Below are 24928 nucleotides of genomic sequence, written 5' to 3' on the forward strand. Positions count from 1 at the left end.
GCATACTGCCTGCGAATGCATCCCCGGTTTTCCTATGATTTACTTCGATGCAAGGAATGCATCGATTTGGTTTTGAAGCTCGGTTTGAATTTTTTTCAGAGGCGCTGAGCCTTCTTTTTTATAAATCTCCCAGTATTTATCCGGGTTGAGCACGCCGTTGAAAATGCCGGCATAATATTTGGCCTGAATCGTGCCGTATTGGGCAATTTCATTTTTCACCGGTGCGGAATCGAAGGTGAAGCCCGTCAGAATATCCTTCGTGAAGTTGTCGGCCTCTTTAATAAAGCTGTTCGCATTCATGGTGTCGTCGTCTTCGGTGTCGATCGTTTTCTCCAAGACCGGATTCCAGATCAAGCTGAAGGAAGCAAGGCCGCCGCCGTTCACGTCCTGTCCAGGCACCAGCTGTTGGAACTTCTTGTCGCCGACCTTCTTCCAGTCCGTACCCTCGATACCGTGCTCGACCAGCATGTAGTTTTCTTCATTAGCGTTAGCCCAGTCGAGGAACATCATAGCGCGTTCTTTATTTTTGCTGGCCTTCGGAATAGCAACGAAATTGTCTTGCGCAAAGTTGGAGATATTCGCCCCTCTCGTGAAGTCGAACAAACGGACGGCCTCAAGCTCGGCGTTATCTCCCGCCTGCTTCATTTGCTCTTTTGTCCAAGACGGTCCGAAGAGCATGATTGGGGCTGCAGCCGCCTTGCCTTGCTGAAGAGCGCCTTTGCTGTCAATTTTGGTCGCCATCGCGTCCTGATTGATGACTTTATCGGCATACATTTGGTTAGCTTGTTTGATCATGTCCCATACTTTCGGTTCCATCTCATCAAACAAGTTATGCACCTTGCCGTCGTTGCCTTTGAAGTGGAGAACGAGGTCGGCGCCGGTTACCCCAGTTGGACGCATTTGAAGCTCGGAGTTGTCCCGAACCTGCCAGTTCACCGTCGAATACGTAATGTCGCTGGAGCCAGGCCAGAACGGCGTAATGCTCGGATACTTCTCTTTAACTGCATACAAGTACTTTACAAAATCATCCCAATTTGCGATTGGAGGCAAACCGAGCTCCTCGCGCAAATCTTTGCGGATGTTGATGGAACGGCCTTGCGTGAGGGTAATTCCTAATGGAATGCCCATAATTTTATCGTTAAACTTGTTGGCGTCCCACATTTGCTGGGAGCGGTTCTTCACGACGTTAGATCCAAACTTGTCCAGCAGATCGCCAAGCTCCTCGTAATACCCCGCTGCAATCATTTGGTTCATATGCAGCCAAGGAGCGTCGAAGATCAGATCGATATTTTCACCGGAAGACAGCATGACTTTTGTTTTCTGATCCAAGTCCGACCAGTCGACGTAAACGAAATTGATTTTCGTATTTTGGCCGTCTGCTGCCAGCTTTTTCTCGACTGCTTCTTTAATGGAATCGTAGTTCCCGCCTTTGGTTCCCGGAACGACGATTTTCAAAGTAACCGGGTCGCTGCCGATATCCTTCGAATCGGAATCGCCAGCGTTGTTCGCCGGTGCCGGCTTGTCTGTTTCGGCCGGAGCCTTCGCTTGACTGCACCCGTTCAGCACAAGGGCTAGACAGAGAGCGGCAAGCATGAGCAAGGTAAGCCTCTTCTTTTTCATGTGGATGATGACCTCCCATAAATTTGTCTGCTTTTTTTTATTTCTATCGGCTATTGCCGATAAAAAACCTTCATCAGCCTTTTACGGCGCCAAGCGTCAAGCCTTTCACGAAGTACTTCTGGATAAACGGATAAGCGAAGATGATCGGGCCGATGGTTACGATAACCATCGCAAGCTTAAGTCCGGTAGACGGCGGCGAAATTCCGTAGGAGGCCGTAAGCCGCAACGCATCGGCTGAGCCGAGAAGCTGCCTGAGCAAAATTTGCAGCGGATATAAATCCGAGTTATCAATGAACAGCAGCCCTAGCCACCAGTCATTCCAGAATTGCAAAGCATAGAACAGAGCGACGGTCACCATGACCGGGGTAATAATCGGCCGAACGATTTGGAAGAAAATACGCCACTCGTTCGCGCCGTCTACGGTCGCCGACTCGTTGATTTCAAAAGGAAGCGAGCGGTAAAAAGAGACAAATATAAAAGCGAGAAACGGATTTACGAGATAAGGCAACATGAGCGCCCAAATCGTATCCTTCAGATGGAGCCAGTTCACGATCAGCAAGTAAAAGCCGACCAATCCGGTACCGAAAACCATCGGAATATAGGTCATCATGGACAGCAAATTGTTATATTTAATCTTCGGATGGGCGAGCACATAAGCGAATGTTGCCGTAATCCAAAGCGCGGCTGTCGTTCCGGCAGCGGTTACAATGACCGTTATGCCATAGCTGCTGAAAACCTGATTGCCCCGAAGCAGAAACTGATAAGCTTCCATGCCGAAATCACTTGGCCAGAACTGAAAGCCGTTCTGAATAAGCGAGCTCTCCGTGGCAAACGAATTGATGAAGACAATCCAGAATGGCAGTACACAGGCGATTGCGAATAAGATGAGCACCGTATAAATGAGAAAGCTTACGAAAGATTCGAGAAACGATTTTTCGTTTCTCACTTTGATGCTGGAAGCAAGATTAACGGTCTTCTCCATGTTCTCTCCCTCTTCTGTAATCCGAATCAGAACAATCTTGAATCTTTATCGATTTTCCGTACGATCGTGTTGAACACGAGTATGGTGACAAGCCCCATCAGGGATTGATAAAGGATAATCGCTGACGACATGCTGAAGTCTCCCAATTGCCGTAATGCCCGATAAGAATACGTATCGATGACATCAGTAGCGGAGAGCAGCACGCCGTTATCTTGAATAATGGCGTAGATCATGCCGAAGTCGCCGTAGAAAATGCGTCCGATGCCGAGCAGCGTCAGCACGATAATAGTCGGCCGCAGCAAAGGAAGGGTAATCTTCGTAATTTGCTGCAAGCGTGTTGCGCCGTCAATCTTTGCACTTTCGTAATACTCGCCCGAAATGCCCGTAATTGCCGCGAGTAATATAATCGACAAATAGCCGGCATTTTTCCAAGCTCTTACGAAAGTTAAAATAATCGGCCATACCCACGGCGTCTGGTACCAATCCACCTCTTGCATTCCGAACCTCGCTAGCATGTGGTTGACGATACCGTCCGTATTGCTGAGCATCCCGAATATCATTAACGATACGACGAGCCAGGAGATGAAGTAGGGTAAAAAAACAAAGGATTGCAGCAGCCGTTTGAATATCGCATGCCGGACCTCGTTCAAAAAGAGCGCGAGCACGGTCGCGATTCCAATCTCAGCGATGAGGAAGAGGCTGTTCAAATAGACCGTATTCCATGTAATCTGCATCCAATCGGGATTGCCGAAGAAGAAGCGGAAGTTCTCGAATCCCGCCCATGGGCTGCCCCAGATGCCTTCGGCCAGTTCAAACTTTTTGAAGGCAAGCAAGTGGCCCGCAAGCGGCAAATAAGAAAATATGCCAAGAATGAGCAGTCCGGGTATAGCTAACGAATAAATGAAACGATGCTTGTACAGTTCTCTTATGAAGCCCATCAGGTTTCCTCCTTTTCTTAGCCGAGAATAACACCCGGGCCAATCCGCGAGAAAGTCCTGATAACCGTACGGAAGTCGTTAAATTGACGGTAGACCGCGGTTTTACGCCGTTTTACGCCGAAAAAAAGTCAGAATGAACACCCTAGTGTTAAAATGAAGATCGATTTTGAACATAGGGGTTTGCTATAATAGTGCGAGTTCAAAAAGTCCGGTTTTCAGCACCAAGAAGGAAAACTATGAAACCTCAGGGGGATACACATGCAGCTTGCCGCTTTTCAGCGCGTCTATTTTCGAATCTTTATGCTGTTCTTGGCTATCTTTATCCTCGTGTTTCTGCCATTCATCTTCCTCATTACGACGCAATTCTCGCGATACGCGGTCGAGGAAATGGATCGCAATGCGCATAATAAAGTAACAGATATACGAGATAACATGGAATATGTGCTAGAGAAGCTGAAAGGCTACGCCATTAGTATGTATGAGGATCAAAATATACAGAACTGGCTTCTGGGAGATCGAAGCGACGAGCTGCTGGCCGTGGCAGCTATGAAAACGCAAAACAACTTTATGTATAACGAGCCCTTCATCTCAAGAACGTACATCATTAACTCGCTTACGCATTCGGTTATCGATTCGCAACTAGGAAGAAGCTCGTTCGACGATTTCGAGGACCAGCCGATTCTCGATAAAGTGATGTTGAATGATGAGATGTACCTCTCATTTTTTAATCATATTGTGGACGATACCGAGTATTTAGCGATGATTGTGCCTGCGTCGCCGAATAAAAAGGATTACGGCCATCTGGTGCTGCTTATCGACAAGCCGAAGGTGACGAATTACTTGTTTGGCCCGATCCGCGAGCAATCTACTGATATTAGCGTCTTTAACACGGATGGTCAACGGATTTTTGGAAGCGCATCCATAGAGCTCGATGCCGCTATCGATCAGCGCTTCCGCTCGAACCGGGACAATAAAATCGAAATGAAGTTTCAAGGGGATCGCTACTATATCAATCGGACTGTATCCGATATGTATGAATGGAACGTTTATTATGCCAACAATTACGGCTATATCACGCAGCGCATCCAAGACTTTAAAGAAAAGCTGCTTATCTTCTCGTTCATATCGCTAGGCTTGATTGCGATTCTGTTTTTTGTCAGCTCTAGACGTTCCTTGGGCTCCTTCTCACAATTAGCCGAGAAAATTAGGGAGAGATACGATACGGACTTGAATGACAACAATCGCCGGATTACTTCGATTCTGGCCAGCAGCGAGATGAAGCTGATCGACCGCGGGCTTGAAGCGATTTTCGCCAATGTCGAGCAGTTGAACTCCTCCGTCCGGGATCATCGGGAATTGGTTCGTTCCGAGCATTTGAGCCAGTGGATTTTCCAAGGCAATCTCAATCAGAAAAGCCGTCACTATCTGTCTCAGGAAACAAGACTGCTGAAAGAGAGCTATCTCTATTTATCTGTCATTCGCATCGATTCCTACTTAGCCTTTTGCGATCAATACGACTTTAATTCGCGCAAGCTGCTGAAATATGCGATTCGCAACATTTCGGAAGAAGTGCTGCATCAACGGGGGATCGCCGCAGAAAGCTTGGATCTTGGCTCCGACCATCTGGTGCTGCTGATAGGCTCCGAGGAACAAGATATCGGCGCATTACTGCCGCTGCTGGACAATATCCGAGAGTATATCTCTGCCAATATCAAAATCGAAGTTTCTATTGCCGTCAGCAACGCAAACTCCTCGCAAAATGACTTGCGCATTCTTTATCAACACATTTATGAGCTGACGATGCTGAAGTTCCTGAGCGGGGAAAACCATATTTTTATGGAAAATGAATATGAGGAATTCGTACAGTCGCTGCCCGCGACGGAGCTGTCCTCGCAGGAATTGATTCAATTAATTCAGAACGGTCAGGCGGAGCAGGCTATCGATAAGCTTCGGCAGCAGATGAAGGTGCTCGCGGGATGCTCTTATGAGGATTGCAAGCTGAACATTATTCATCTCATCTACGAATTGACGAAGGCCTTCAATAAGCGGGACGCGATTAAGGAGTTTAACGGGATTCATAAGGTGCTCGACCGATTCAGCACGCTGGCTCAGCTGCAAGGCTGGCTGGAGGATGTTATTCGGAAAATTATCGCGGAAATAACGATTCCGAAAGCGAAGACGCGGCAGGAGAAGGTCGTTCATGAAATTCATGAATATGTCCACATGCATCTTCAAGACCCGCAGTTAAGCGTGGAACGCGTCGCCGAGCATCTTTCCTTCTCGATCAGCTACTTGCGGCAAGTTCACCGGGAAGTGACCGGCATGACTATGTCCGATTATATTTTGAACGAGAAGATAACGCTTGTGAAAAAGCTGCTGGCATCCACCGACCTGACGATGTACGAAATTATGGAGCGCTCGGGCTTCCTGACGAAAAGCCACTTTTTCGCCGCTTTTAAGAAGATGACCGGGTTAACGCCAAAGCAGTATCGAGAAAGCCAATTGAGCGATAACGGCGACTTGAAACAGGCGTAGCGCTGGCATTGAAAATAGGATTAATTTTTAGAGTCGAGCGTTAATCTGATAGGGTTTTTGCCAAAACCTATACACGGTATAATTGTAATGGACTGCCGTTTTTAGCCTAATACAGATCGCGGTCAGGAGATGGAGAGCATTTGGCGAGACTGAATTCGTATTTCAAAAACTCCCTATTCGTCAAAATCTTTATAGCTGTGATCCTTATACAAACCTTTATTATTTTGATTTTTGGACAATTCAATATCGCTCGGGTTACGCATTTTATTCAGGATCGGGAATATGAAATTGCCCGCAAGGATATGCTTGACCTGAAAGATGGATACAATGCCAAGTTGAAGCAAACTCGCTCGAACGTATTCTCGCTCTTTTTCGAGACCAATCAGAGCGAATCGGTGCTAGAGAAAATTAATCAGTATGAAGGTACGGCGATGGGCGTGGACTTAAGGTTGAAGGCTGAAATTCAGCAGTTTTTGCAATCGATGGCCTATACTGATGAGAATATACACTCGATATTATTTATTCGGGAACGCGATGAGGAGAAGTTTGCGTTTATCCGTTATTTCGACCCAAGCACGCTGCCGAATTTCGAATCGATGATTACCTTCAAGCCGGAGGAATTCGTCCGCATATTCCCGTTGGAGGCCCCGGGCTTGGAAGAGGGCACGAAGAACAATTATTTGACCTTCGTTCTTAAAGTGAACGATCCGAAATCATACGATGTGGAGCAGCAGGCCGGCACGTTGGTCGTGAGCGTGAGCACGGCATTTTTGCAAAAAGAAGGGGATCATCTCCGCGCCGATTCGATCTTCGAATTAAAAAACGGAAACGGAACGGTATCGATGTCCGGCAACTCCATCAGCATCCCGGACAGCTCTGTCGACATTGAGGCGGCGAAAAGCGATACACGCCATTTTTTCGTCTCACAGGTTCAAAATTCCGCTGATGATATGGTTTTTACGCTGCTCGTCTCTAAAAATCAATTGAATGAAAACATCATCGCCATGAAAAAGAATCAATGGCTGACGCTCGCGGCGATGATTGTCCTCAATGTTGCCATCGCTTTTTATATTTCCAGAGGACTATCTAAAAGAGTAATTACACTCACCCGCAATATGCGGAAATATACGCCAGGGGAATTTGTGCAGCCCATCCCGATACAGAAAAACGATGAGTTTACCGTACTGGAGGAAACCTACAACTCGCTTATTCAGAAGCTGTCGGAGTTCATTCAGAAGGAATATGTGCTGGAGCTGAAATCGAAGGACGCCGAGCTGCAGATGCTGCAGTCGCAAGTGAATCCGCATTTTTTATCCAATATGCTGGAGATATTGCGTATGCAGGCGATCAAAGAAAACAATATGCAATTATCGGATACGATTTACCGGCTTAGCGAAATTTTCAGATGGAATATTCGGAACAAGGAAACGCTTGTCACGCTTTACGAGGAGCTCTATTACGTGGAATACTATTTAAAGCTCCAACAATTTCGTTATCCGAAATTGCAATTCAAGATCGATTTTCCGCTTGAGCTGCAAAATCATCGCATTGCCAAGTTCACGGTTCAACCGATTGTTGAGAACATCTTTAAGCATGCAATGAACAAAGGAAAAGAAATTGCGATTCAAATTGTAGTGGAAGACGTTCAAGAACGCATTCAGTTAACGGTGAAGGACAACGGCAAGGGGATCGTGCCGGAAACGCTGTATCAGATCAAGGCTAATCTTCGCATGCCTCTGACTCACTCAAGCGATTCGCCTTCTGTTGGATTGATGAATGTTCATTCGAGACTGCAGCTCATCTTCGGCGAAGCATACGGATTGGATGTGGAAAGCCGAGCAGGTGAAGGGACAGCAGTCACGATTCAATTTCCGAAACTCGAGAGGTGAGTCTATGATTACCTTCATGAGAAAAGCCATCATTGTAGATGACGAACCGATTATTCGCGAAGGGCTGCAGGCCATGATTGATTGGGACAGTCTGGGCTTTGAAGTCGTCGGGTTGTTCGAAGACGGGGAAGACGCATGGGCGTATCTTCAAGCGCATCCACAAATCGACCTCGTCATTACCGATATTCAAATGGACGTCTGCACCGGGCTCGAATTGCTGCGAAAAATAAGAGACGACGATTACCGGGCAAGGGTGCTGATCATCAGCGGATATGATGAATTTCATTACTTGCGCGATGCGATGATGATGGGCATCGACAATTACTTGCTGAAGCCGATCAATAAGGAAGAGATGGAAGGCGCGCTCGGGCAGATTCAGGAAAGCCTGATGGTGGAGTACCGCAAATCCCGGGAATTGTTCGAAGGGACGCAGCTGATCAAAAACAATATTTTGAATCAAATCGTGATGAACAACTATTCGATTCGAGATGTAAGCGAGAAATGCGAGATGCTGAACATCGACCTTCATACCGGAGGGTTTCAAGTTGTTGTCCTGGACACCATTACAAGACAGAATCCGGTTTCGCTGCTAGAGGAAAGGCAGCTATGCGAATTCGCCATTCGCAACGTCGTGCAGGAGGCTATCGGCAAGGAAGAGAAGGTATACGCCTTCGGCAACCAGAACGGCCAAACCGTTCTTTTGTTTGCTGCTGTCTCTTCGGGCAGCGAGGGTCGAATCGGCGAAACGATGAACAAAATTTCCGAGCTGGTTGCCCGCGTGCTGAAGATTCAGGTGGTCGCTTTTATAGGCAGGCCTTGCACCTTTTGGCGGGAGATTCATCATTCCTATGAAAGCGCTTTAGAGTTGAATGACTACCGTTACTTCGTCGATACGTCTACGGTGATCGATTATACGATGAAGGATCCGGGGACGAAGCGGGAAGCAGTTGCCAAGGAAATCGGCTTATATCAGCTGTATGAGCAGCTGGAAAAGCAGGACTACGAGTCGGTCGGGCTGCAATTGAACGCCGTAGGAGCTCGGCTGCAAGATATTCGCGTTCCAGAGCTGCATCTGCTCCGAGCGGTGTTTATCGACTTTGTTTTATTGTGCATGAGCAAGCTTCGGCAGCAGGAAATCGAAATTTCTGAGCATAATAATAGCTTTCCAAGTTTCGTGGAAGCTTTGTTCTTTGCCGATACGAAGGAAAAGCTGTTCGAGCAGTTTCAAGCCTTATCGCAAACGATGCTGCAATTGCTGCAGAAGCTGAAGACGAACCGGAATACGAATCTGGTGGAGAAGGTCATCAAGTACATCGACACCTACTACATGGAAGGATTGAGCTTGCAGCAGCTGTCGCAGCAGTTTCATATTTCCGCGCCTTATCTGGGCAAACGGCTTAAGATCGAATTAGGACAGCCGTTTAATGAATATTTGCACCAAGTCAGAATCAACAACGCCAAGCATCTCTTATTGTTCTCCGAACACAACACGAAGGAAATTGCCGAGAAGGTCGGCTATACGGAGCCCAACTATTTTTACATGCAGTTCAAGCGCTTGACCGGCAAATCGCCATTGAATTTTAAAAAGGGTATCTAAATTTGAAAAAGGAAGATCGCCAATCGCTCCCTGCCTACCGAGCAGGGGAATCGGCGATCTTCTTTTTCATTTACCGCCAGGGATGAAAGAGAGAAAAGCGGAGGGTCAGAGGGGTTCTGGAGAAACGGCAGTGGTCGCTTTTAAAGCCCGATTCCTTCATTTTATTAATGTTTGAGGTAGGAATCGGGCTTTAATGGCGATCGGAAGAACCCTCTGACACGCAGCGTAACCCTCGATTGAATCCCCAAATTTGCACTATTATTTAGAGCTAAGCATTAATTCGTACACTATAAAGCGCAAATGAGCGCTTGCTATAATTTAGACATAAGTTCAATTCAATCAAATGGGGGCATTGAATATGAAGAAAGTCGTGGTATTAGGACTGACGCTTATGCTTTTACTTGCTGTTGTCGGATGCGGCAAAGCAGCGCAAAAAAACGATGTACCGCCGGCAGCAACGAATGCCGCAAACGGATCGCCAGAAGAGGCGCCAGCAGAACTGAACGTGCTGGTATTCGAGACGCCGAACTTAACTGCGCAATACTGGGATGCGGCGATCAAGCGATTCACGGATAAGCACCCAAATATCAAAATCAATAAAATCGTATCGCCCGACATTGACCGTACTAAATACGCGAAGCAATTGCTCGCAACGGGTCAATTTCCAGATGTATTAATGTCGGTGAATGTCTCGGACTTCCTGGCATCCAATTCCTTGCTTGCTTTCGACGAACAGTACTTGGATAAAGTACCGGGCTCAAGAAGCCTGGCCATCGACGGCAAGGTGTACAAGCTTCCATGGGGCGGACAAACGATCCCTTACATTTACTACAACAAAAAAATGTTTGAAGAAGCCGGCATCACGGCCGAGCCAAAAACATGGGCTGAGTTCCTGGATGTCGTTGAGAAGCTGAAAGCGGCTGGAAAAACGCCTTTGCTGCACGGCGGAGCTAAAGATCCTTGGACAACGACGATGATGCTGGACGCAATTATTAGTACGGACGTTTACAGTGTAGAACCGGATTGGGTAAACAAACGCAAGAACGGCGAAGTGAAATTTTCCGACCCGCTGTTTAAAGACGCTGTCTTGAAATGGAAGGAGCTGCACGATTCCAAGTCGTTTAACTCCGACGGACTGAGCATTGGCTATTCGCAATTGCAGGATGCGTTCTTGAAAGGAAAAGGCGCCATGTACCCGATGGGCTCCTGGTTCATAGCAGCGGCTGACGCGCAGACAGACATCGAGATCGGCGTATTCCCTGTACCAACGGATGATGGATCGGTTATCATTCCTTATCTCGTAGACGGACCTGCTTCCGTTAGCGCAACGACCAAGTATCCGGAAGCGGCGCAGCTGTTCGCGTCTGAATTTGTTATCGACTCGGCTACCATTCTCGAAGTCGTGAAGTCTGACGCCTTGATCCCGCTGGAAGGCCAAGATCTCGAATTCACCTTCTCGCCGTTGTTCCAGAAAGTGCTCGATATTACGAACCAAGGCAAGAAAGTGAATGTATTTACTTGGGAGAGCGGAGATGCAGCGATGATTGCCGGCATGACGGACGAAATCAACAAATCCGCACAAAACATCATTATGGGCAAATCGGTCGACTCCGAATTGTCTCTATTGGATCAAAAGTGGGACGATATCGCCAAGCGGATGGTTAAATAATGGATTTCTAAACGATGATTCGTGAGCCGGGAGAAGCGAGGAAATCTTCTCTTCTCCCGGCTCTTATAGAATCGGAAAGGAGTGAAGGAATTTGAAAAGCAAAACCGGAAATTTTATGCTCTTTGTATCTCACGGACTGTTCATCTACATCGTTTTCGTTATTTTGCCCATCATCCTTTGCCTCTTTTACAGCTTTACGAATTATAATCCGCTTTATCCCGAATTTTCGGGGGTAGGTTTTAGCAATTATATCGATTTGCTGAAGGATCGCGACTTTGGACATTCCCTGTTCGTGACCTGTATGATCGCGTTTATCGTCACCATCGCTTCGAATATTTTAGGTGTGCTTTCGGCGCTTTTGGTTAATTTCAAAGGCTGGATTTATAAACTTTCGCGAACGGTGTTTTTTACGCCGCAAATTTTGAGCCCTGTCATCGTCGGCTTTATCTGGTCGATTATTTTAACCGATGAGGGCGTGCTTAATCAGCTATTGAAGATAGTCGGTATAAGTGGAGCGAGCTGGCTTTCTGACACGCAGATTGTCCTTTACTCCATTATCGCCGTTATTGTATGGCAGTCGATGGGCTTTTGCACGGTCGTATTTTTGGCGACGCTGCAGAGCATTCCGAGCGACCTCTATGAAGCGGGCAAAATCGATGGCGCTAGCCGTCTGCAAAGCTTCCGTCATATTACGCTGCCGCTGCTTGCTCCGGGCATCACGATCAACACGGTTATGCTGCTGATTTCCAGCTTCAAAGTGTACGATCACGTTGTTGTTCTAACGAACGGGGGACCGGGTACGACTACGGAAACGATCTCCTTGAAAATTATTAACACCGGGTTTGTGCAAAATCAGATGGGCTACGCTTCCAGCATGGCTATCGTTTTATTCCTGCTGATCGGCGTGATCTCCATTTTCACGGTTACATTCTTGAAGGGCAGAGAGGTGGAGCATTAAGATGACATCCAAACTATCCGCAAAAGCCCACGTTCTGCTGACTTTGGCCATTACCGTACTTTTCTTTCTTCCTTTATATTTGGTGCTCGTCAATATTTTCAAACCAACCGATACCATCATTGCGAATCCGCTCAGCCTTCCGTTCCAATTCACTTTCGATAACTTGATGGCGGTTCTGACAAGGCCCGATCATCTCATTTATACGAGTATGTGGAACAGCATCGTTATTACCGGTATCAGTCTTATTGTTGTGATCCTGTCCTCGTCGATGGTCGCCTATTATATCGTACGCAACGACAGCAAAAAGACGAGATTGCTGCTGGTCTTCTTCCTATTCGGGTTAATGGTGCCGACGACGATCATCCTGATCCCGGTCGTGAAAGTTTTGGTAGCGCTTCACCTGATGAGCACGAAGGCGGGACTCATTATCTTTTATATGGGCTACTACATTCCGTTCGGCATCTTTATGTATACGGGCTTTATCCGGACGATTCCGCGGGAGCTGGACGAAGCGGCTTCGATTGACGGAGCCAGCAACTTGCGAACCTTCTGGCAAATTATTTTTCCGCTGCTGGGGCCGTGTACGTCGAGCGTCATTATTTTTATCGGGCTATGGGTTTGGAACGACTTCTTGAACCCACTGATCATTATCGGTCCTGTCAAAGGGACAACCATTACGGCAGGCATCTACCGTGTCATCGGGCAATATTCGGTGGACTGGGGGCAAATGTTCGCGATGATGTTCTTGGCTTCCCTGCCTATCATCATCCTGTACTTGGCTTTGCAGAAGCAGTTCGTTGAAGGAATCACTTCCGGTTCGTTAAAAGGCTGATTGAAGGAGAGAAAGCACCTATGTCTATGTCCAAAATCAAAGAAGTTCTCGTTTTGCATCACAGCCATTTGGACGTTGGCTATACCCACGCACAGCCCGTTCTATTGGAAATGCAAAAGAATTATATCGATCAAGCCTTAGAGTTGTGTGCGAAAACGGAAGACCGCGACGCAATCAACCAGTTCCGATGGACGTGCGAAGCCAGCTATCCGGTCTTGCAATGGCTGGAGACGGCGCAGCCAAGCCAGATTGAGCGGTTCAAGCATTTCCTTCATAACGGTCAGCTAAGCCTTTCCGCCTCGTATCTGCATATGACTCCTCTTGTATCAGCTGAGCAAATGGCTAACACGCTCTATCCGGCCCAGCAATTGCGCAGCCGGTTCGGCATCGATATCAAAACAGCCATTCACCACGATGTGAACGGCCAGCCGTGGCCTTATAGCCAGATGCTGCTGGATGCGGGCGTTGAGTTTTTCATCATGGGCATCAACATTCATATGGGGGCTATTCCGTTTGCGAGGCCAAGCGCGTTCCATTGGGAAACGCCGGATCGGAGAAAGCTGTTGTCCTTTAACGGTGAACATTATTCGCTGTTCAGCCAAATTTGCAACGTCAATGCGAAGAATACGGATTTGATGGCTGAAGGCCTTGCCCAATATTTAAAAAAGATCGAAGATAACCCGGATTATCCGTTCGACTTCGTCTACCTGACGGGGACTAATTTGCCGCTTTACGACAATAACCCGCCTGATCAGGATCTGGCCGATCTGATTCAGAAATGGAACAGCGAGTCTCGCGGACAAGTCATTTCGTTCGTAACGCCGGAGCAGCTGCTGGCGCGGGTTCGCGAGCATGAGCGGGAGCTGCCGACGTACGCGGGGGACTGGACCGATTTCTGGAACTTCGGTTCGGGCAGCTCGGCGAAAGAAACGAAGCTGAATCGCCGCACGAAGCAGGGGATGAAGGCGGTTCAACTGCTGGAAGCTTTTCAAGGCGGGATAGACCAATCGTATCTTTTGCTGAAAAAGCAGGCTTGGGAGCAAATCCATTTATACGACGAGCACACATGGGGAACGTTCAACTCCGTTGCCGACCCCGATCACCTAGGCGTCGAAATCCAGTGGGCGCATAAGGCTCATTATGCTTATCAGGGCAACAGCCTGACTGGTTATTTGCTGGGCAGCCAGTTGGAGAAGCTGGCGGGCAATCCGCTCCAATCGGATGATCCTGAAGGATTGATGCTCGTCAATTACTCCTCTGCGCCGGTGCTGCACGATCTTCGGATTCCTGCGAGCTTTCGGACGCCGGGAAGGCATTTAGGCGCCGACCGCATGCGGCAAGTGCTCATGAATAATGAGCGCCTATCTAGCGGCGACAGCTACGGAATTGTTGAGTTACCGCCGTTCAGCTGGCGTAAGCTGCCGTTCGATAAGCTGCGTAAAGCGGAAGAGGCGGCGGACATTGAGGCTTTCTCGGGCGAAACCGAAAAGCTGCACGAGCCGTTTAGCGCCGTGAATCGATTCGTTGCCGATATCAAGGTGAGTGACGGCAGGCTCGAGTCTCCTTACCATCGCCTTGTATTCGACCCTGTCTTTGGCAAGATTACAAGTCTGTACGATAAGCAAAACGATTGGGAAGTCATTGATTCTGCCAGCCCTTGGTCGTTGTTTCAATACGTGCAGGAAACGATCGATACGACCCGCGCCCATAATACGAGACAAACGATATTTCCGCGCGATGTCGAGAAAGGCAACAACAGCATTAGCTGTTGGAATCATGAATGGCCTGCGGTCAGGCAGTCGTACTCCCGGCTGCGGAGCTGCCGCGTCGAGCGGGGAGCAAACGATGCAACCTTGATCATGCGATGGGACGCGCCGGGAGTGGAGGATTTGGAGCAGCGATTTACGTTGTTCAGCTACCGCCCAGAGATCGAGGTCAAAGTATCCTATAAGAAGCAAGATGTGACGACGCCGGAAGGAACGTATTTCGCAACCCCGCTGAACTTAGGCAATTGGCGGTCTTTCTACGATACGGCCGGACAACTGGTGGAGTTCGATGCAGAGCAGCTTCCTGGGGTATGCAGGGATTTCGTGACGGTAGACAAAAGCGTATCCGTATTCGACGGCGAGCACGGCATTACTTTGGTTTGCCAAGACGCGCCATTGGTGCAGGTCGGAGATTTCAACTTCGGCAGAGAGCATAAGACAATCGACCGGTCGCCGAATCCTTTATTGCTGGCCTGGCCGATGAACAATTACTGGGAGACGAATTTCAGGGCGCATCAGCCGGGGTTCCATTCCTTCACCTATCAGCTGTCGACCTTCCGTTCATTCGATCCGGCGGCTGTCGCGCTGGCTTCCACCCAAGCCGTATCGCAAATTTATGCGACGCCGGTTGTGGACTGTCAGCAAGAGGAAAGCGGACAATTCATCGCATTCGAAGGCGACGGCGTGCAAATCTTCGATGTGAAACCGGCCGAAGGCAACAGTGGTATCCTTGTGCGGCTCTGCAGCGTGAAGGATGAAGCAGCGGAGGCGCGATTGAGCTTTCCAGGCAGAAAGATCGCAGAGGCATATGAATCGAACGTTGTGGAGGAACGGCTGAATCGGTTGGCCGTTGTGGAGCAAGCGGAATTATTTTTAACGGTGGGTGCCAGAACGATGAAGCATCTATTGGTCGTATTTGAAGATGAACAGGAAGAGACATAAAAAAGATGGGAGCTGGAGAAACGATGAGCAAACTGTACAACAAATCCCCCTATACTTCGATCCCGAACATGGACAACGAGGCTTGGGCAGGCTATGAGGCAATCGGCGAGACAATCCAAGCGGCGGTTGCCGCGACAGGTAAGAGGAAAGCCATCGTTGTTGTGGAATGTTACCCCGGCGTCCGGCAGGAAGAAATCATTGCCGGTTTGGCCGGCTCGCTGGAGCCAGCTCTAGTGATCCGCTCGGAAGATGCGGCGCTGGAGCCGTTAGAGGTGGACAGCATCGTTGATCGTTACATGACGGACGACCGGGTGTTTGGTTATATGACGTCGTTTAGAATCGGCGAATTTTACGATTCGGACCGCATCGCGGCGCTGCGGCGTCAATTAGATGAAGCGGGAGACGGCACGGCGATCGTAATCGGCTTCGGCGCTTCGCTGATTGCCGAGGGCGACGTCGTCATCTACGCGGATTTGGCCCGCTGGGAGATTCAGCAGCGCTACCGGTCGAAGGAGGTTGGCAACTGGCGGACCAACCGGGTTGAAACCGACATTCTGCGGCTTTATAAGCGGGGCTTCTTCTTCGAATGGCGAATGGCCGACAGGCTGAAAAAATCGCTGCTCGGCCGAATCGATTTCTATTTGGACACGAACGCCAAAGACGATCCGAAGCTGCTTACGCGGCAGGCGCTGTTCGCCGGTTTTACACGGACGGCAAGCGGCCCATTCCGGCTTGTCCCTTATTTCGATCCTGGCGTATGGGGCGGAAAGTGGCTGGAAGCGAACATTGACTTGCCTGAACGGGAGCATCCGTATGCGTGGGGCTTCGACGGCGTTCCGGAGGAGAACAGCCTCTATTTCCAATATGGCGATGTGCGGGTAGAGCTTCCGGCTATCAATCTCGTCTTCTTCGAATCGGTCAAGCTGCTCGGAGAACGCGTCTATTCACGATTTGGCGCGGAATTTCCGATCCGCTTCGACTTCTTAGATACAATTGGCGGGCAGAACCTCAGTCTGCAGGTTCACCCTACGACCGAGTACATCCGCGATCATTTCGGCATGACGTATACGCAGGACGAAAGCTATTACATTCTTGATGTCGAGCCGGGTGCAGAGGTATATCTCGGACTGAAGGATAATATTGAGCCGGAAGCGATGCTGGCTGATTTGCGTAAAGCGGAGGCCGGAGGCTTCACATTCCCGGCCGAACAATACGTGAACGTGTATCCGGCGAACAAGCACGACCATTTCCTCATTCCGGCCGGAACGGTTCATTGCTCTGCAACGGGCTGCATGGTACTGGAGATTAGCGCGACCCCTTATATTTTCACCTTCAAGCTGTGGGACTGGGACCGGCTCGGTCTTGACGGCAGACCTCGTCCGGTCCATGTGGAGCACGGAAGCAAGGTTATTAATTGGAGCCGGACAACCGATTGGACAACGACGGAGTGCGTCAATCCCGTGAAGACGTTGGCTGAAGGGGAAGGCTGGAAGGAAGAAGTCACTGGATTGCATAGACTCCAGTTCGTTGAAACCCGCCGCTACTGGTTCTCGGAGCCGCTATTGCACGAGTCGAACGACAGCGTTCATATGCTGAACCTGGTCGAAGGCGAGGAAGCGACCGTAGAAAGTCCGACAGGCGCGTTCGAACCGTTCGTCGTTCGATATGCCGAAACGTTCATTGTTCCTGCATCGGTGAGCGGTTATACGATTCGCCCTAGCGGGCCGAGCGTGGGCAAGACGGTTGGCATTATCAAAGCATTCGTAAGAGCTTAAGGGATGGGGGCGCAGCCGATGGAACGCAATCTCATTCTCGCCTTCGATGTCGGCGGAACGCAGATTAAAGCGGCGGCGGTTGTGGGCGGTTCGATCATCGAAGAGACGATCTCGCATTACGACTCCCTCGCAAGCTTGAGTGCTGAGCGTATTATTGCGAATTTTGCGGAGGTTGCCGCCGATATTGTCCGTCGTGCAGGAGGGGAGCCGCTGCCGATCGGAGGGCTCGGGATGGCTTTTCCCGGACCCTTCGATTATGAGCACGGCATTAGCCTCATTCAAGGGCTGGGTAAGTTCGAGTCGTTGTACGGACTTTCCGTCGAGAAGCTGCTGTTGGAAGCTGTTCGAACGCATGAGGAACTGGCGGGCCGGCTCACCTCTTCGTTTGCCGTCAAGTTCGAGAATGATGCTGCGCTGTTCGGGCTTGGAGAAGCGGGATATGGTGAGGCTCGCGGATGCGAGAGAGTCACCTGCCTGACAATTGGCACGGGGCTTGGCTCCTGTTTTCTAGTAGACGGCCAGTTGATCAAGAGCGGCCCTGACGTTCCCGATCAAGGCTGGCTGTACAATGTACCGTATCAAGGGAAGGTCGCTGACGATTGGATTTCCAAGCGGGGCGTTCTGCAATTGGCTGTGGAGACGGCGCTCAGGCCGGAAGGGCTCGATGTCCGTGAATACGCGATGATGGCGCTGTCGGGAGACCGGCATGCAGCGGAGCTCTTCGAGACGTTCGGCAGAAGGATGGCTGCCATTCTCGCCCCTTCACTACGGTTGTTTTCTTCCGATTGTATCGTAATTGGAGGTCAAATCTCCAAGAGCGGCAGCCTGTTCGTACCTGTATTTACGGAGGAGCTGGCAAAGGCGGGCGTCCATACGGACGTCAGACTGAGCGGCAACACGCTGTACAGCACGTTTAAAGGCATTTATGATTTCGTATTGGGTCATTGATTTTCCTGCGCTTACTCTGCAGATTTTATACGCAACGAATGAAGGAGAACGCCGATATGGACGTTCTCCTTCATTCGTTGCGGTTTTCTTTTTATCGATGAAAAGGCAGGTTGAGTTTTACATTATTACCATCGCTGTGTAACTCATTAATCATTTTCACCGTCTAATCGTTTATATATTTCTTTTGGAGGTAGTATCATGAAATCCGCTAAAATGCTCTTGCTCCTTATTCTTGTCATGTTTACAGGATGCTCTGCAGCTGCTCCTGCCTCCACACCGGATAATAACGACCAGTTGAATTCCATTGATGTCTCTCAATACAGGACCGGCACGACAAGGACACAGCCGGAATTAATCAGCGTTTATTCCGAGCAAAAGGATTTAGCCTCCATAAACAATTGGTTTATGGAGGCTGGAGATTCGGTTACGTTGCCTGATCTTAATTCAATTGAGAAAATCCAAGTGGTTTCCTTCTTTTACAAAAATTCAGGGGAAAGCTTGAAGGGCGAGGCCTACATGCTCGTTACGTTTAAAGACGGGAGCTACTATAGCAAGCAAGTTCAACCGCCGAGCACCGTTATGGATGCCTATCCCTATCAGGAATCCGATAATGAACAAATCATTAACCGGATGGGCATAGACGGGTGGCGTTCAATGGGCAGCGGTGGAATATAGCACACAACCCTAACGGCCCGATATTTTTTTAGCGAAAGCTTGCAGGATTCCAAACCAGTCACTTCCATTTGCTAACGCAGCTTGCAGCTTTTCATATGTTTTGGGGTCAGATTTCTGCATCAACTCATTCAAATTGATGTAATCAATAGGAGCCCCTACAGGTCGTTGCGAAGGCGTTTCGTAACGAATTTGTTTCGTTTCAGGGTCTATCGTTCTCGTTTTGGAGATGTCCCCGATTTGACGGATCGTATTCATAAACTCCGCTGCATTTTCATTTTTTAAATAGGTATCTGCAATATGCTGAGCCTGCTTGAGCCCCGACTCCAATAACGCCGAGCGTTCATCTTCATCGGTTACGTTGGTAATGAAGTTGGACTGTATGAGGCCATACACCGCTTCCTTCACTTCCGGCGATTGATCGCTGAGCACGCGATTCAGCGAATCGTTGATTTGAGCCGTTCCGAAGTATACAGCTGCCTGATGCACAATTTCGGATTGCAACTGTCTGGCGGCCGGACTGATTTCCACTGTATCGGTGTTAGGGTATAGCCCTGAGTTCGTGTCTGCGGCTAAGTCTGGTTTATCCGCACGATCCTTTGAAATTTTGTATAGATTAAGGTCGAGTTGAGTAGAGCTTTGAATTTGCATGATGAACGTACTCCTATCCTGGGAATTTGTAGTGTCTATTACTTCTATAATCGGAATAGGAATGCACATTTTTTACATATTAAGAGCAATTTGATCGTCTACTGGGAAAACGATTGACCTCAGCCGTTTAGGATAAGAGTCTTTCGCTTCATGAATATAGCATGTATAATAATGGAAATAAACTTGCTTCTGAAAGGTGATCCGTGATGAGTAAGTACACAGACCCGAATTTCGATCAATGTGCGGTCATTACAATTGATACTCAGAATGATTTTAGTTTGCCGGGAGCTGTTGCCGAGATTGAAGGTACGTTTGAGGCTTTACCGCAAATGAAACGGATACTAGATGCTTGCAGAAGCCGGCAAATCCCGATCCTGCATGTGATTCGGTTGTACAAGGCGGACGGAACAAATGCGGATATTTGCCGAAGAGAACGGATAGAGGCAGGGGGCCAGATTGTAACGCCCGGGTCGTCGGGAGCAGATTTAGTCGAAATCATAAAACCGGAAAATGGCGATAAACTTAACGAGGAGCAGCTTCTTGAAGGCGCGATGCAACTGATCGCAGATCAAGAATGGGTTATGTACAAACCGAGGTGGGGCGCTTTCTATCAAACCCATCTGGAAGAGTTCTTAAGAAAGAAAAATATAGATACCCTCCTGTTTATCGGATGCAATTTTCCGAATTGTCCTAGAACGAGCATCTATCAAGCGAGCGAAAGAGACTTCAAGGCGGTAATGGTCGAGGACGCGATTTCCGGCGTATACGAGAAGGGCATTCGAGAAATCGAGAATATCGGGGTTAAAGTGATGAAGACAGAGGAAATTCTAGCACAGCTGGCGGACAGACTCGCAGAACGATCGAGCCTCTCCTAATACCGGATTACGCACCAGCAGTCTGTTCCAAGACTTCAAGCAACCTCCATTAAAATAAAAAAATGGCGCCGGTTCATACCGGCGCCAGTCTATTAAAACGTCATGATAGCTTAAGCCAGACGCACTTTAAAGTCTTCATAACCAAACTGGCGAACCACGCGGCAATCGCCGTCTTTGCCTTTTACCGCAATGGCGGGCAGCGCCATGCCGTTAAAGGTAGTGGTCTTCACCATGGAGTAAATCGCCATGTCTCCGAACACGAGTCGGTCGCCGCATTCTAACGGTTGATCGAACGAGTAATCGCCAATGACATCTCCCGTTAGGCAGGTTTGGCCAGCAAGTCGATACGTATGCGGCTTCTCGCCAGCTTCGCCCGACTCAAAAACAGGGGGACGATACGGCATTTCCAACACATCCGGCATATGGCAGGTAGCGGAGGTATCCAGAATCGCAATGTCGATGCCGTTCTTATGAAGATCGAGCACAGATGCGACCAGATAGCCTGCGTTAAGCGCAACTGCCTCGCCTGGCTCCAAGTATACCTCCAAGCCATAGCGGTCCTGCATGCGCTTGATGCATGCCTCAAGCCTAGGGATATCGTAATCGTCTCTCGTAATATGGTGGCCGCCGCCGAAATTGATCCATTCCATCTTCGGCAGCCACTCTCCAAACCGTGCCTCAACCGCGTTCAGCGTCGTCTCCAAGTCGTCGGAGTTTTGCTGGCAGAGCGTATGGAAGTGCAGTCCGGTTACGCCTTCAAGCAGCTCCGGGCGGAAATCCTCTTGCTTGACGCCGAATCTGGAGCCGGGGGAACAAGGGTCATAAATCTCGTGCCCAACCTGCGTCGAGCATTCCGGATTAATGCGCACACCGATCTTCCGACCGGCCTTGAGCGCCCTGTCTTTAAACCTCTCCAGCTGCGAGAAGGAGTTGAAAATAATGTGATCGCAAATCGAAATGATTTCATCGATCTCGTCTTCCCGATAGGCCGGGGCAAAGACATGCGTTTCTTTGCCCATTTCTTCATAGCCTAATCGAGCTTCGAATAAGCCGCTCGCCGTCGTGCCGCTCAGGTATTCTCCAATGAGGGGGTACAGAGTTGTCATTGAGAATGCTTTTTGAGCTAAAACAATCTTTGCTCCTGTCCGCTGCATAACGCCGTTCAGGATTTTCAGATTTTTCTCGATGAGCGCTTCATCGACTACAAAGCATGGTGTAGGTAATTGATCGAAGTGCATCTTACCGAGCCAATGCCGGTTGCTTAGGAGCTTCTTGTCCGTCGTCAACCAATACAGGATTAAAGTCTTCTACCCATGGAAGTCCCCATTTGTTCAACTCTTCCATGAATGGATCTGGATCGAACTCTTCGACGTTGTACACGCCTGGTTTGTTCCATTTGCCGGTCAGGACCATAGCTGCGCCGATCATGGCAGGAACGCCAGTTGTGTAGGAGATCGCTTGAGAGCCGACTTCTTTGTAGCACTCTTGGTGGTCGCAAACGTTGTATACATAGTACGTTTTTTCTACGCCGTCTTTTTTGCCTTGGAAAATGCAGCCGATGTTCGTTTTGCCTACTGTACGCGGTCCGAGCGATGCAGGGTCCGGCAGAACAGCTTTCAAGAATTGGAGAGGAATAATTTGTTTTCCTTCGAATTCAATCGGCTCGATCGAAGTCATGCCAACGTTCTCGAGAGCTTTCAGGTGAGTCAGGTAGCTTTGGCCGAATGTCATGAAGAAGCGGATACGCTTCAGACCTGGCATGTTAACCGCAAGGGACTCCAGCTCTTCGTGGTAAAGCAGGTACATATCTTTTTGGCCGACTTCAGCGAAGTTATATTCGCGTTTGATTTCCATCGGCTTCGTTTCGATCCATTCGCCGTTTTCCCAGTATCTGCCGTTAGCGGATACTTCGCGAATGTTGATCTCAGGGTTGAAGTTCGTTGCGAACGGATAGCCGTGGTCGCCGCCGTTGCAGTCGAGAATATCGATGTAGTTGATTTCGTCGAAATAGTGCTTGAGCGCGTAAGCCGAGAATACGCCCGTTACGCCTGGGTCAAAGCCGCTGCCGAGAAGAGCGGTAATACCTGCTTTTTCAAAGCGCTCGCGGTAGTCCCATTGCCATTTATATTCAAACTTCGCCGTATCTTCAGGCTCATAGTTAGCTGTATCCATGTAATGCGTTTTCGTTGCCAAGCAAGCGTCCATGATCGTCAAATCTTGGTACGGCAGCGCCAGATTCATAACGATATCCGGTTTAACTTCGTTGATCAGAGCAATAAGCTCGTCTACGTTGTTGGCGTCAACTTGCGCCGTCGTAATTTTCGTTTTACCGCCGTCCAGCTTCGCTTTCAGTTCGTCGCATTTCGATTTCGTACGGCTCGCAATGCAAATTTCCTCGAAAACCTCGCTGTTTTGAACACACTTATGGATGGCTACAGATGCCACCCCGCCGCAACCAATGATTAACGCTTTTCCCATTTCTCGATCTCCCTTGCTCCTGAATTTTTTCATTTCCTCGTACTGTCGCCTTGCTCACGATGGTCGGTCCAGATGATTGCGATCGGTTTTTACGCACAAAAAAAACAAGTGGGTAAAAACGCATCACCGCGTATCACACTTGTTTTTGATATAAATGCAGAATATTAAAAATGTCTCCGCAAACCGGGACATAGCTTTTTTGAGGAAGCTGCTTAATATTCAAATATATCGATAACGAATCAGAGTCTATATAGCAAATAATCACTTTTACCACTCTTATTGATCGTTTCACAAGTTGATGTGCGATTCAATGCACTGGTTGTAAAGAAACCAAACTTATAAAATTTGAGCTCTTCGCTCAATCAATAAGGCAACTAAAGTTGCCAGTCGGCATTTGACCCGGCTGTCCGTATGGCCTTTACTTCCTAAGTGGATGTGGTCAAAAATTATTCGCTTGGAAAGACTCTATATATTTGAATATCTGCTTTCCAAAACTAACGCAATCTCATAATAACATAAACGCTACAGATAGCAAGAAGAAAAAAATTAATTCTTTGTAGCAATATTCGACAATTGTTTGTCGCAAACGCTTACATGCGGACAGACTGCACATTTTTCATCCCCGTCCCTGGGCTAGGAACAAAATCGGGCGCTTGACCGTTAATCCCTGTTATTTACTTCAGTACAATTTTTATGAAGCAAAAGGGGTTATCTATAACGACATGGGACCGGTGAGATGCGATGACTAAAAAGATAAGAAAAGCATTGCTTTATGGCGGTTTGGCGATTATTTTACTGTTGGACATAGCGTTATTTTTCCCGACATGGACGCCCAAAATACACGGTGAGAACAGCATTAGCTTACTTGAACAGGTTGAAATAAATGGGACCGGTCACGAATTGATGATTCGGGGTCACGATAAAAACAATCCGATTATTATTTTTGTGCACGGGGGGCCAGGTGTTTCGGAAATTCCTTATGTAACCAAATACCAAAAATCTCTAGAGAAGCAGTTTACGATCGTCCATTACGATCAACGAGGCAGCGGCAAATCATTTCATTTTAGGGAGGATTACTCGAATCTTTCCACTGATCTGCTGGTAAAGGATTTGTTGGCCGTAACGGATTACATATCGGCTCGTTTCAACCAAAAGAAGGTCATCCTGGCCGCTCATTCCTTCGGAACCTACATCGGCATTCAGGCTGCGCAGCAAGCTCCTGAGAAATACGAAGCCTACATTGGCATGGGGCAGATGTCCAACACGCTGGAAAGCGAGCAGGACGGTTTGAATTACACGATTGAACAAGCAAAATCGAGAGGCAATACAGTCGACGTCGAATATTTACAAGGTTTAGCTGAAAAGATTCAAAGCGGCGAAACCGTAACTCCGCGGGATTATGTGCGAAAATATGGCGGCGCTGCAAGGCTGATCGACGATATTGCCGACATGGAAAAGGGCCGATGGCTCGAACCTGAATATAATTTATGGGATCGCATTCGTTACTATCGCAGCGTATCCTGTGCCCAGGACGTGCTGATCGGGCAAGCTCTCGAAAAGCCTCTGCCTACGTTCGTTACCAAGCTGGAATTGCCGGTGTATTTCATCATGGGGCAGTACGATTACATGACTTCCGCGAAAGCGGCCAAAACCTATTTCGATCAGATGGATGCAGACAAAAAGGAATTTATAACGTACAGCCAGTCGGCTCATTATCCGCAATTCGAGGAGAAGGAAAAGTTCGCGTCGTGGATGGGGAGCACGTTTGCCAAGTGACAGGCGGGATAGCCTGGAGTAGTTT

Annotated in this window: 18 protein-coding genes; 12 read left to right on the plus strand and 6 right to left on the minus strand. The window is 48.6% G+C overall.

All coding sequences use genetic code 11. The annotated features are described in order from the left end of the window. Positions 1 to 39: 39 nt before the first annotated feature. The 3 genes from ACFVTB_RS07950 to ACFVTB_RS07960 form a co-directional block, all read right to left on the minus strand. Positions 40 to 1620, minus strand: coding sequence for an extracellular solute-binding protein (locus ACFVTB_RS07950; RefSeq protein WP_387747211.1), 1581 nt, complete (start codon positions 1618 to 1620; stop codon positions 40 to 42). A 73-nt stretch (positions 1621 to 1693) separates the two neighbouring features. After that, on the minus strand, positions 1694 to 2602 hold the full coding sequence (locus tag ACFVTB_RS07955) for a carbohydrate ABC transporter permease (RefSeq protein WP_387747213.1): 909 nt from the start codon (positions 2600 to 2602) through the stop codon (positions 1694 to 1696). 26 nt (positions 2603 to 2628) lie between these two features. Continuing rightward, on the minus strand, positions 2629 to 3540 hold the full coding sequence (locus ACFVTB_RS07960; protein WP_387747215.1) for an ABC transporter permease: 912 nt from the start codon (positions 3538 to 3540) through the stop codon (positions 2629 to 2631). 258 nt (positions 3541 to 3798) lie between these two features. Between ACFVTB_RS07960 and ACFVTB_RS07965 the strand changes: the two genes are divergently transcribed. The 10 genes from ACFVTB_RS07965 to ACFVTB_RS08010 all read left to right on the plus strand — a co-directional run bounded on the left by ACFVTB_RS07965 (position 3799) and on the right by ACFVTB_RS08010 (position 19126). Continuing rightward, on the plus strand, positions 3799 to 6075 hold the full coding sequence (locus ACFVTB_RS07965) for an AraC family transcriptional regulator (RefSeq protein WP_387747217.1): 2277 nt from the start codon (positions 3799 to 3801) through the stop codon (positions 6073 to 6075). A 140-nt stretch (positions 6076 to 6215) separates the two neighbouring features. Beyond that, positions 6216 to 7964: a sensor histidine kinase gene (locus ACFVTB_RS07970; protein WP_387747219.1), complete on the plus strand. Its 1749-nt coding sequence runs from the start codon at positions 6216 to 6218 to the stop codon at positions 7962 to 7964. 4 nt (positions 7965 to 7968) lie between these two features. Continuing rightward, positions 7969 to 9561, plus strand: a complete 1593-nt coding sequence (locus ACFVTB_RS07975; protein WP_387747221.1) for a response regulator — start codon at positions 7969 to 7971, stop codon at positions 9559 to 9561. 358 nt (positions 9562 to 9919) lie between these two features. After that, complete coding sequence (locus ACFVTB_RS07980; protein ID WP_387747223.1) at positions 9920 to 11230, plus strand: ABC transporter substrate-binding protein; 1311 nt, start codon at positions 9920 to 9922, stop codon at positions 11228 to 11230. 91 nt (positions 11231 to 11321) lie between these two features. Further along, positions 11322 to 12188, plus strand: a complete 867-nt coding sequence (locus ACFVTB_RS07985; protein ID WP_387747225.1) for a carbohydrate ABC transporter permease — start codon at positions 11322 to 11324, stop codon at positions 12186 to 12188. A 1-nt stretch (position 12189) separates the two neighbouring features. After that, positions 12190 to 13020: a carbohydrate ABC transporter permease gene (locus ACFVTB_RS07990; protein ID WP_387747227.1), complete on the plus strand. Its 831-nt coding sequence runs from the start codon at positions 12190 to 12192 to the stop codon at positions 13018 to 13020. A 20-nt stretch (positions 13021 to 13040) separates the two neighbouring features. Further along, a complete protein-coding gene (locus ACFVTB_RS07995; RefSeq protein WP_387747229.1) occupies positions 13041 to 15728 on the plus strand; it encodes a glycoside hydrolase family 38 N-terminal domain-containing protein in 2688 nt (895 codons plus the stop codon). 23 nt (positions 15729 to 15751) lie between these two features. Further along, entirely contained in the window at positions 15752 to 17503 is a 1752-nt protein-coding gene (locus ACFVTB_RS08000) for a class I mannose-6-phosphate isomerase (protein WP_387747231.1), read from the plus strand. Positions 17504 to 17521: 18 nt separating this feature from the next. Continuing rightward, a complete protein-coding gene (locus tag ACFVTB_RS08005; RefSeq protein ID WP_387747233.1) occupies positions 17522 to 18451 on the plus strand; it encodes an ROK family protein in 930 nt (309 codons plus the stop codon). 198 nt (positions 18452 to 18649) lie between these two features. Continuing rightward, a complete protein-coding gene (locus ACFVTB_RS08010) occupies positions 18650 to 19126 on the plus strand; it encodes a hypothetical protein (RefSeq protein ID WP_387747235.1) in 477 nt (158 codons plus the stop codon). Positions 19127 to 19135: 9 nt separating this feature from the next. On the opposite strand, the gene ACFVTB_RS08015 is transcribed toward ACFVTB_RS08010, so the two are convergent. After that, on the minus strand, positions 19136 to 19774 hold the full coding sequence (locus tag ACFVTB_RS08015) for a hypothetical protein (RefSeq protein ID WP_387747237.1): 639 nt from the start codon (positions 19772 to 19774) through the stop codon (positions 19136 to 19138). A gap of 206 nt (positions 19775 to 19980) precedes the next feature. On the opposite strand from ACFVTB_RS08015, the gene ACFVTB_RS08020 reads away from it, so the two are divergent. Further along, positions 19981 to 20649, plus strand: a complete 669-nt coding sequence (locus ACFVTB_RS08020; RefSeq protein ID WP_387747239.1) for a cysteine hydrolase family protein — start codon at positions 19981 to 19983, stop codon at positions 20647 to 20649. A 110-nt stretch (positions 20650 to 20759) separates the two neighbouring features. On the opposite strand, the gene nspC is transcribed toward ACFVTB_RS08020, so the two are convergent. Together nspC and ACFVTB_RS08030 are read right to left on the minus strand one after the other, a co-directional pair. Further along, positions 20760 to 21887, minus strand: a complete 1128-nt coding sequence (gene nspC, locus ACFVTB_RS08025; protein ID WP_387747241.1) for a carboxynorspermidine decarboxylase — start codon at positions 21885 to 21887, stop codon at positions 20760 to 20762. A 1-nt stretch (position 21888) separates the two neighbouring features. Then, a complete protein-coding gene (locus ACFVTB_RS08030) occupies positions 21889 to 23127 on the minus strand; it encodes a saccharopine dehydrogenase family protein (protein ID WP_387747243.1) in 1239 nt (412 codons plus the stop codon). Positions 23128 to 23868: 741 nt separating this feature from the next. Here ACFVTB_RS08030 and ACFVTB_RS08035 point away from each other — a divergent pair. Beyond that, positions 23869 to 24903, plus strand: coding sequence for an alpha/beta fold hydrolase (locus ACFVTB_RS08035; protein WP_387747245.1), 1035 nt, complete (start codon positions 23869 to 23871; stop codon positions 24901 to 24903). Positions 24904 to 24928: the final 25 nt, after the last annotated feature.

Source organism: Paenibacillus sp. NPDC058071 (assembly GCF_042885235.1).
GTDB lineage: Bacteria > Bacillota > Bacilli > Paenibacillales > Paenibacillaceae > Pristimantibacillus.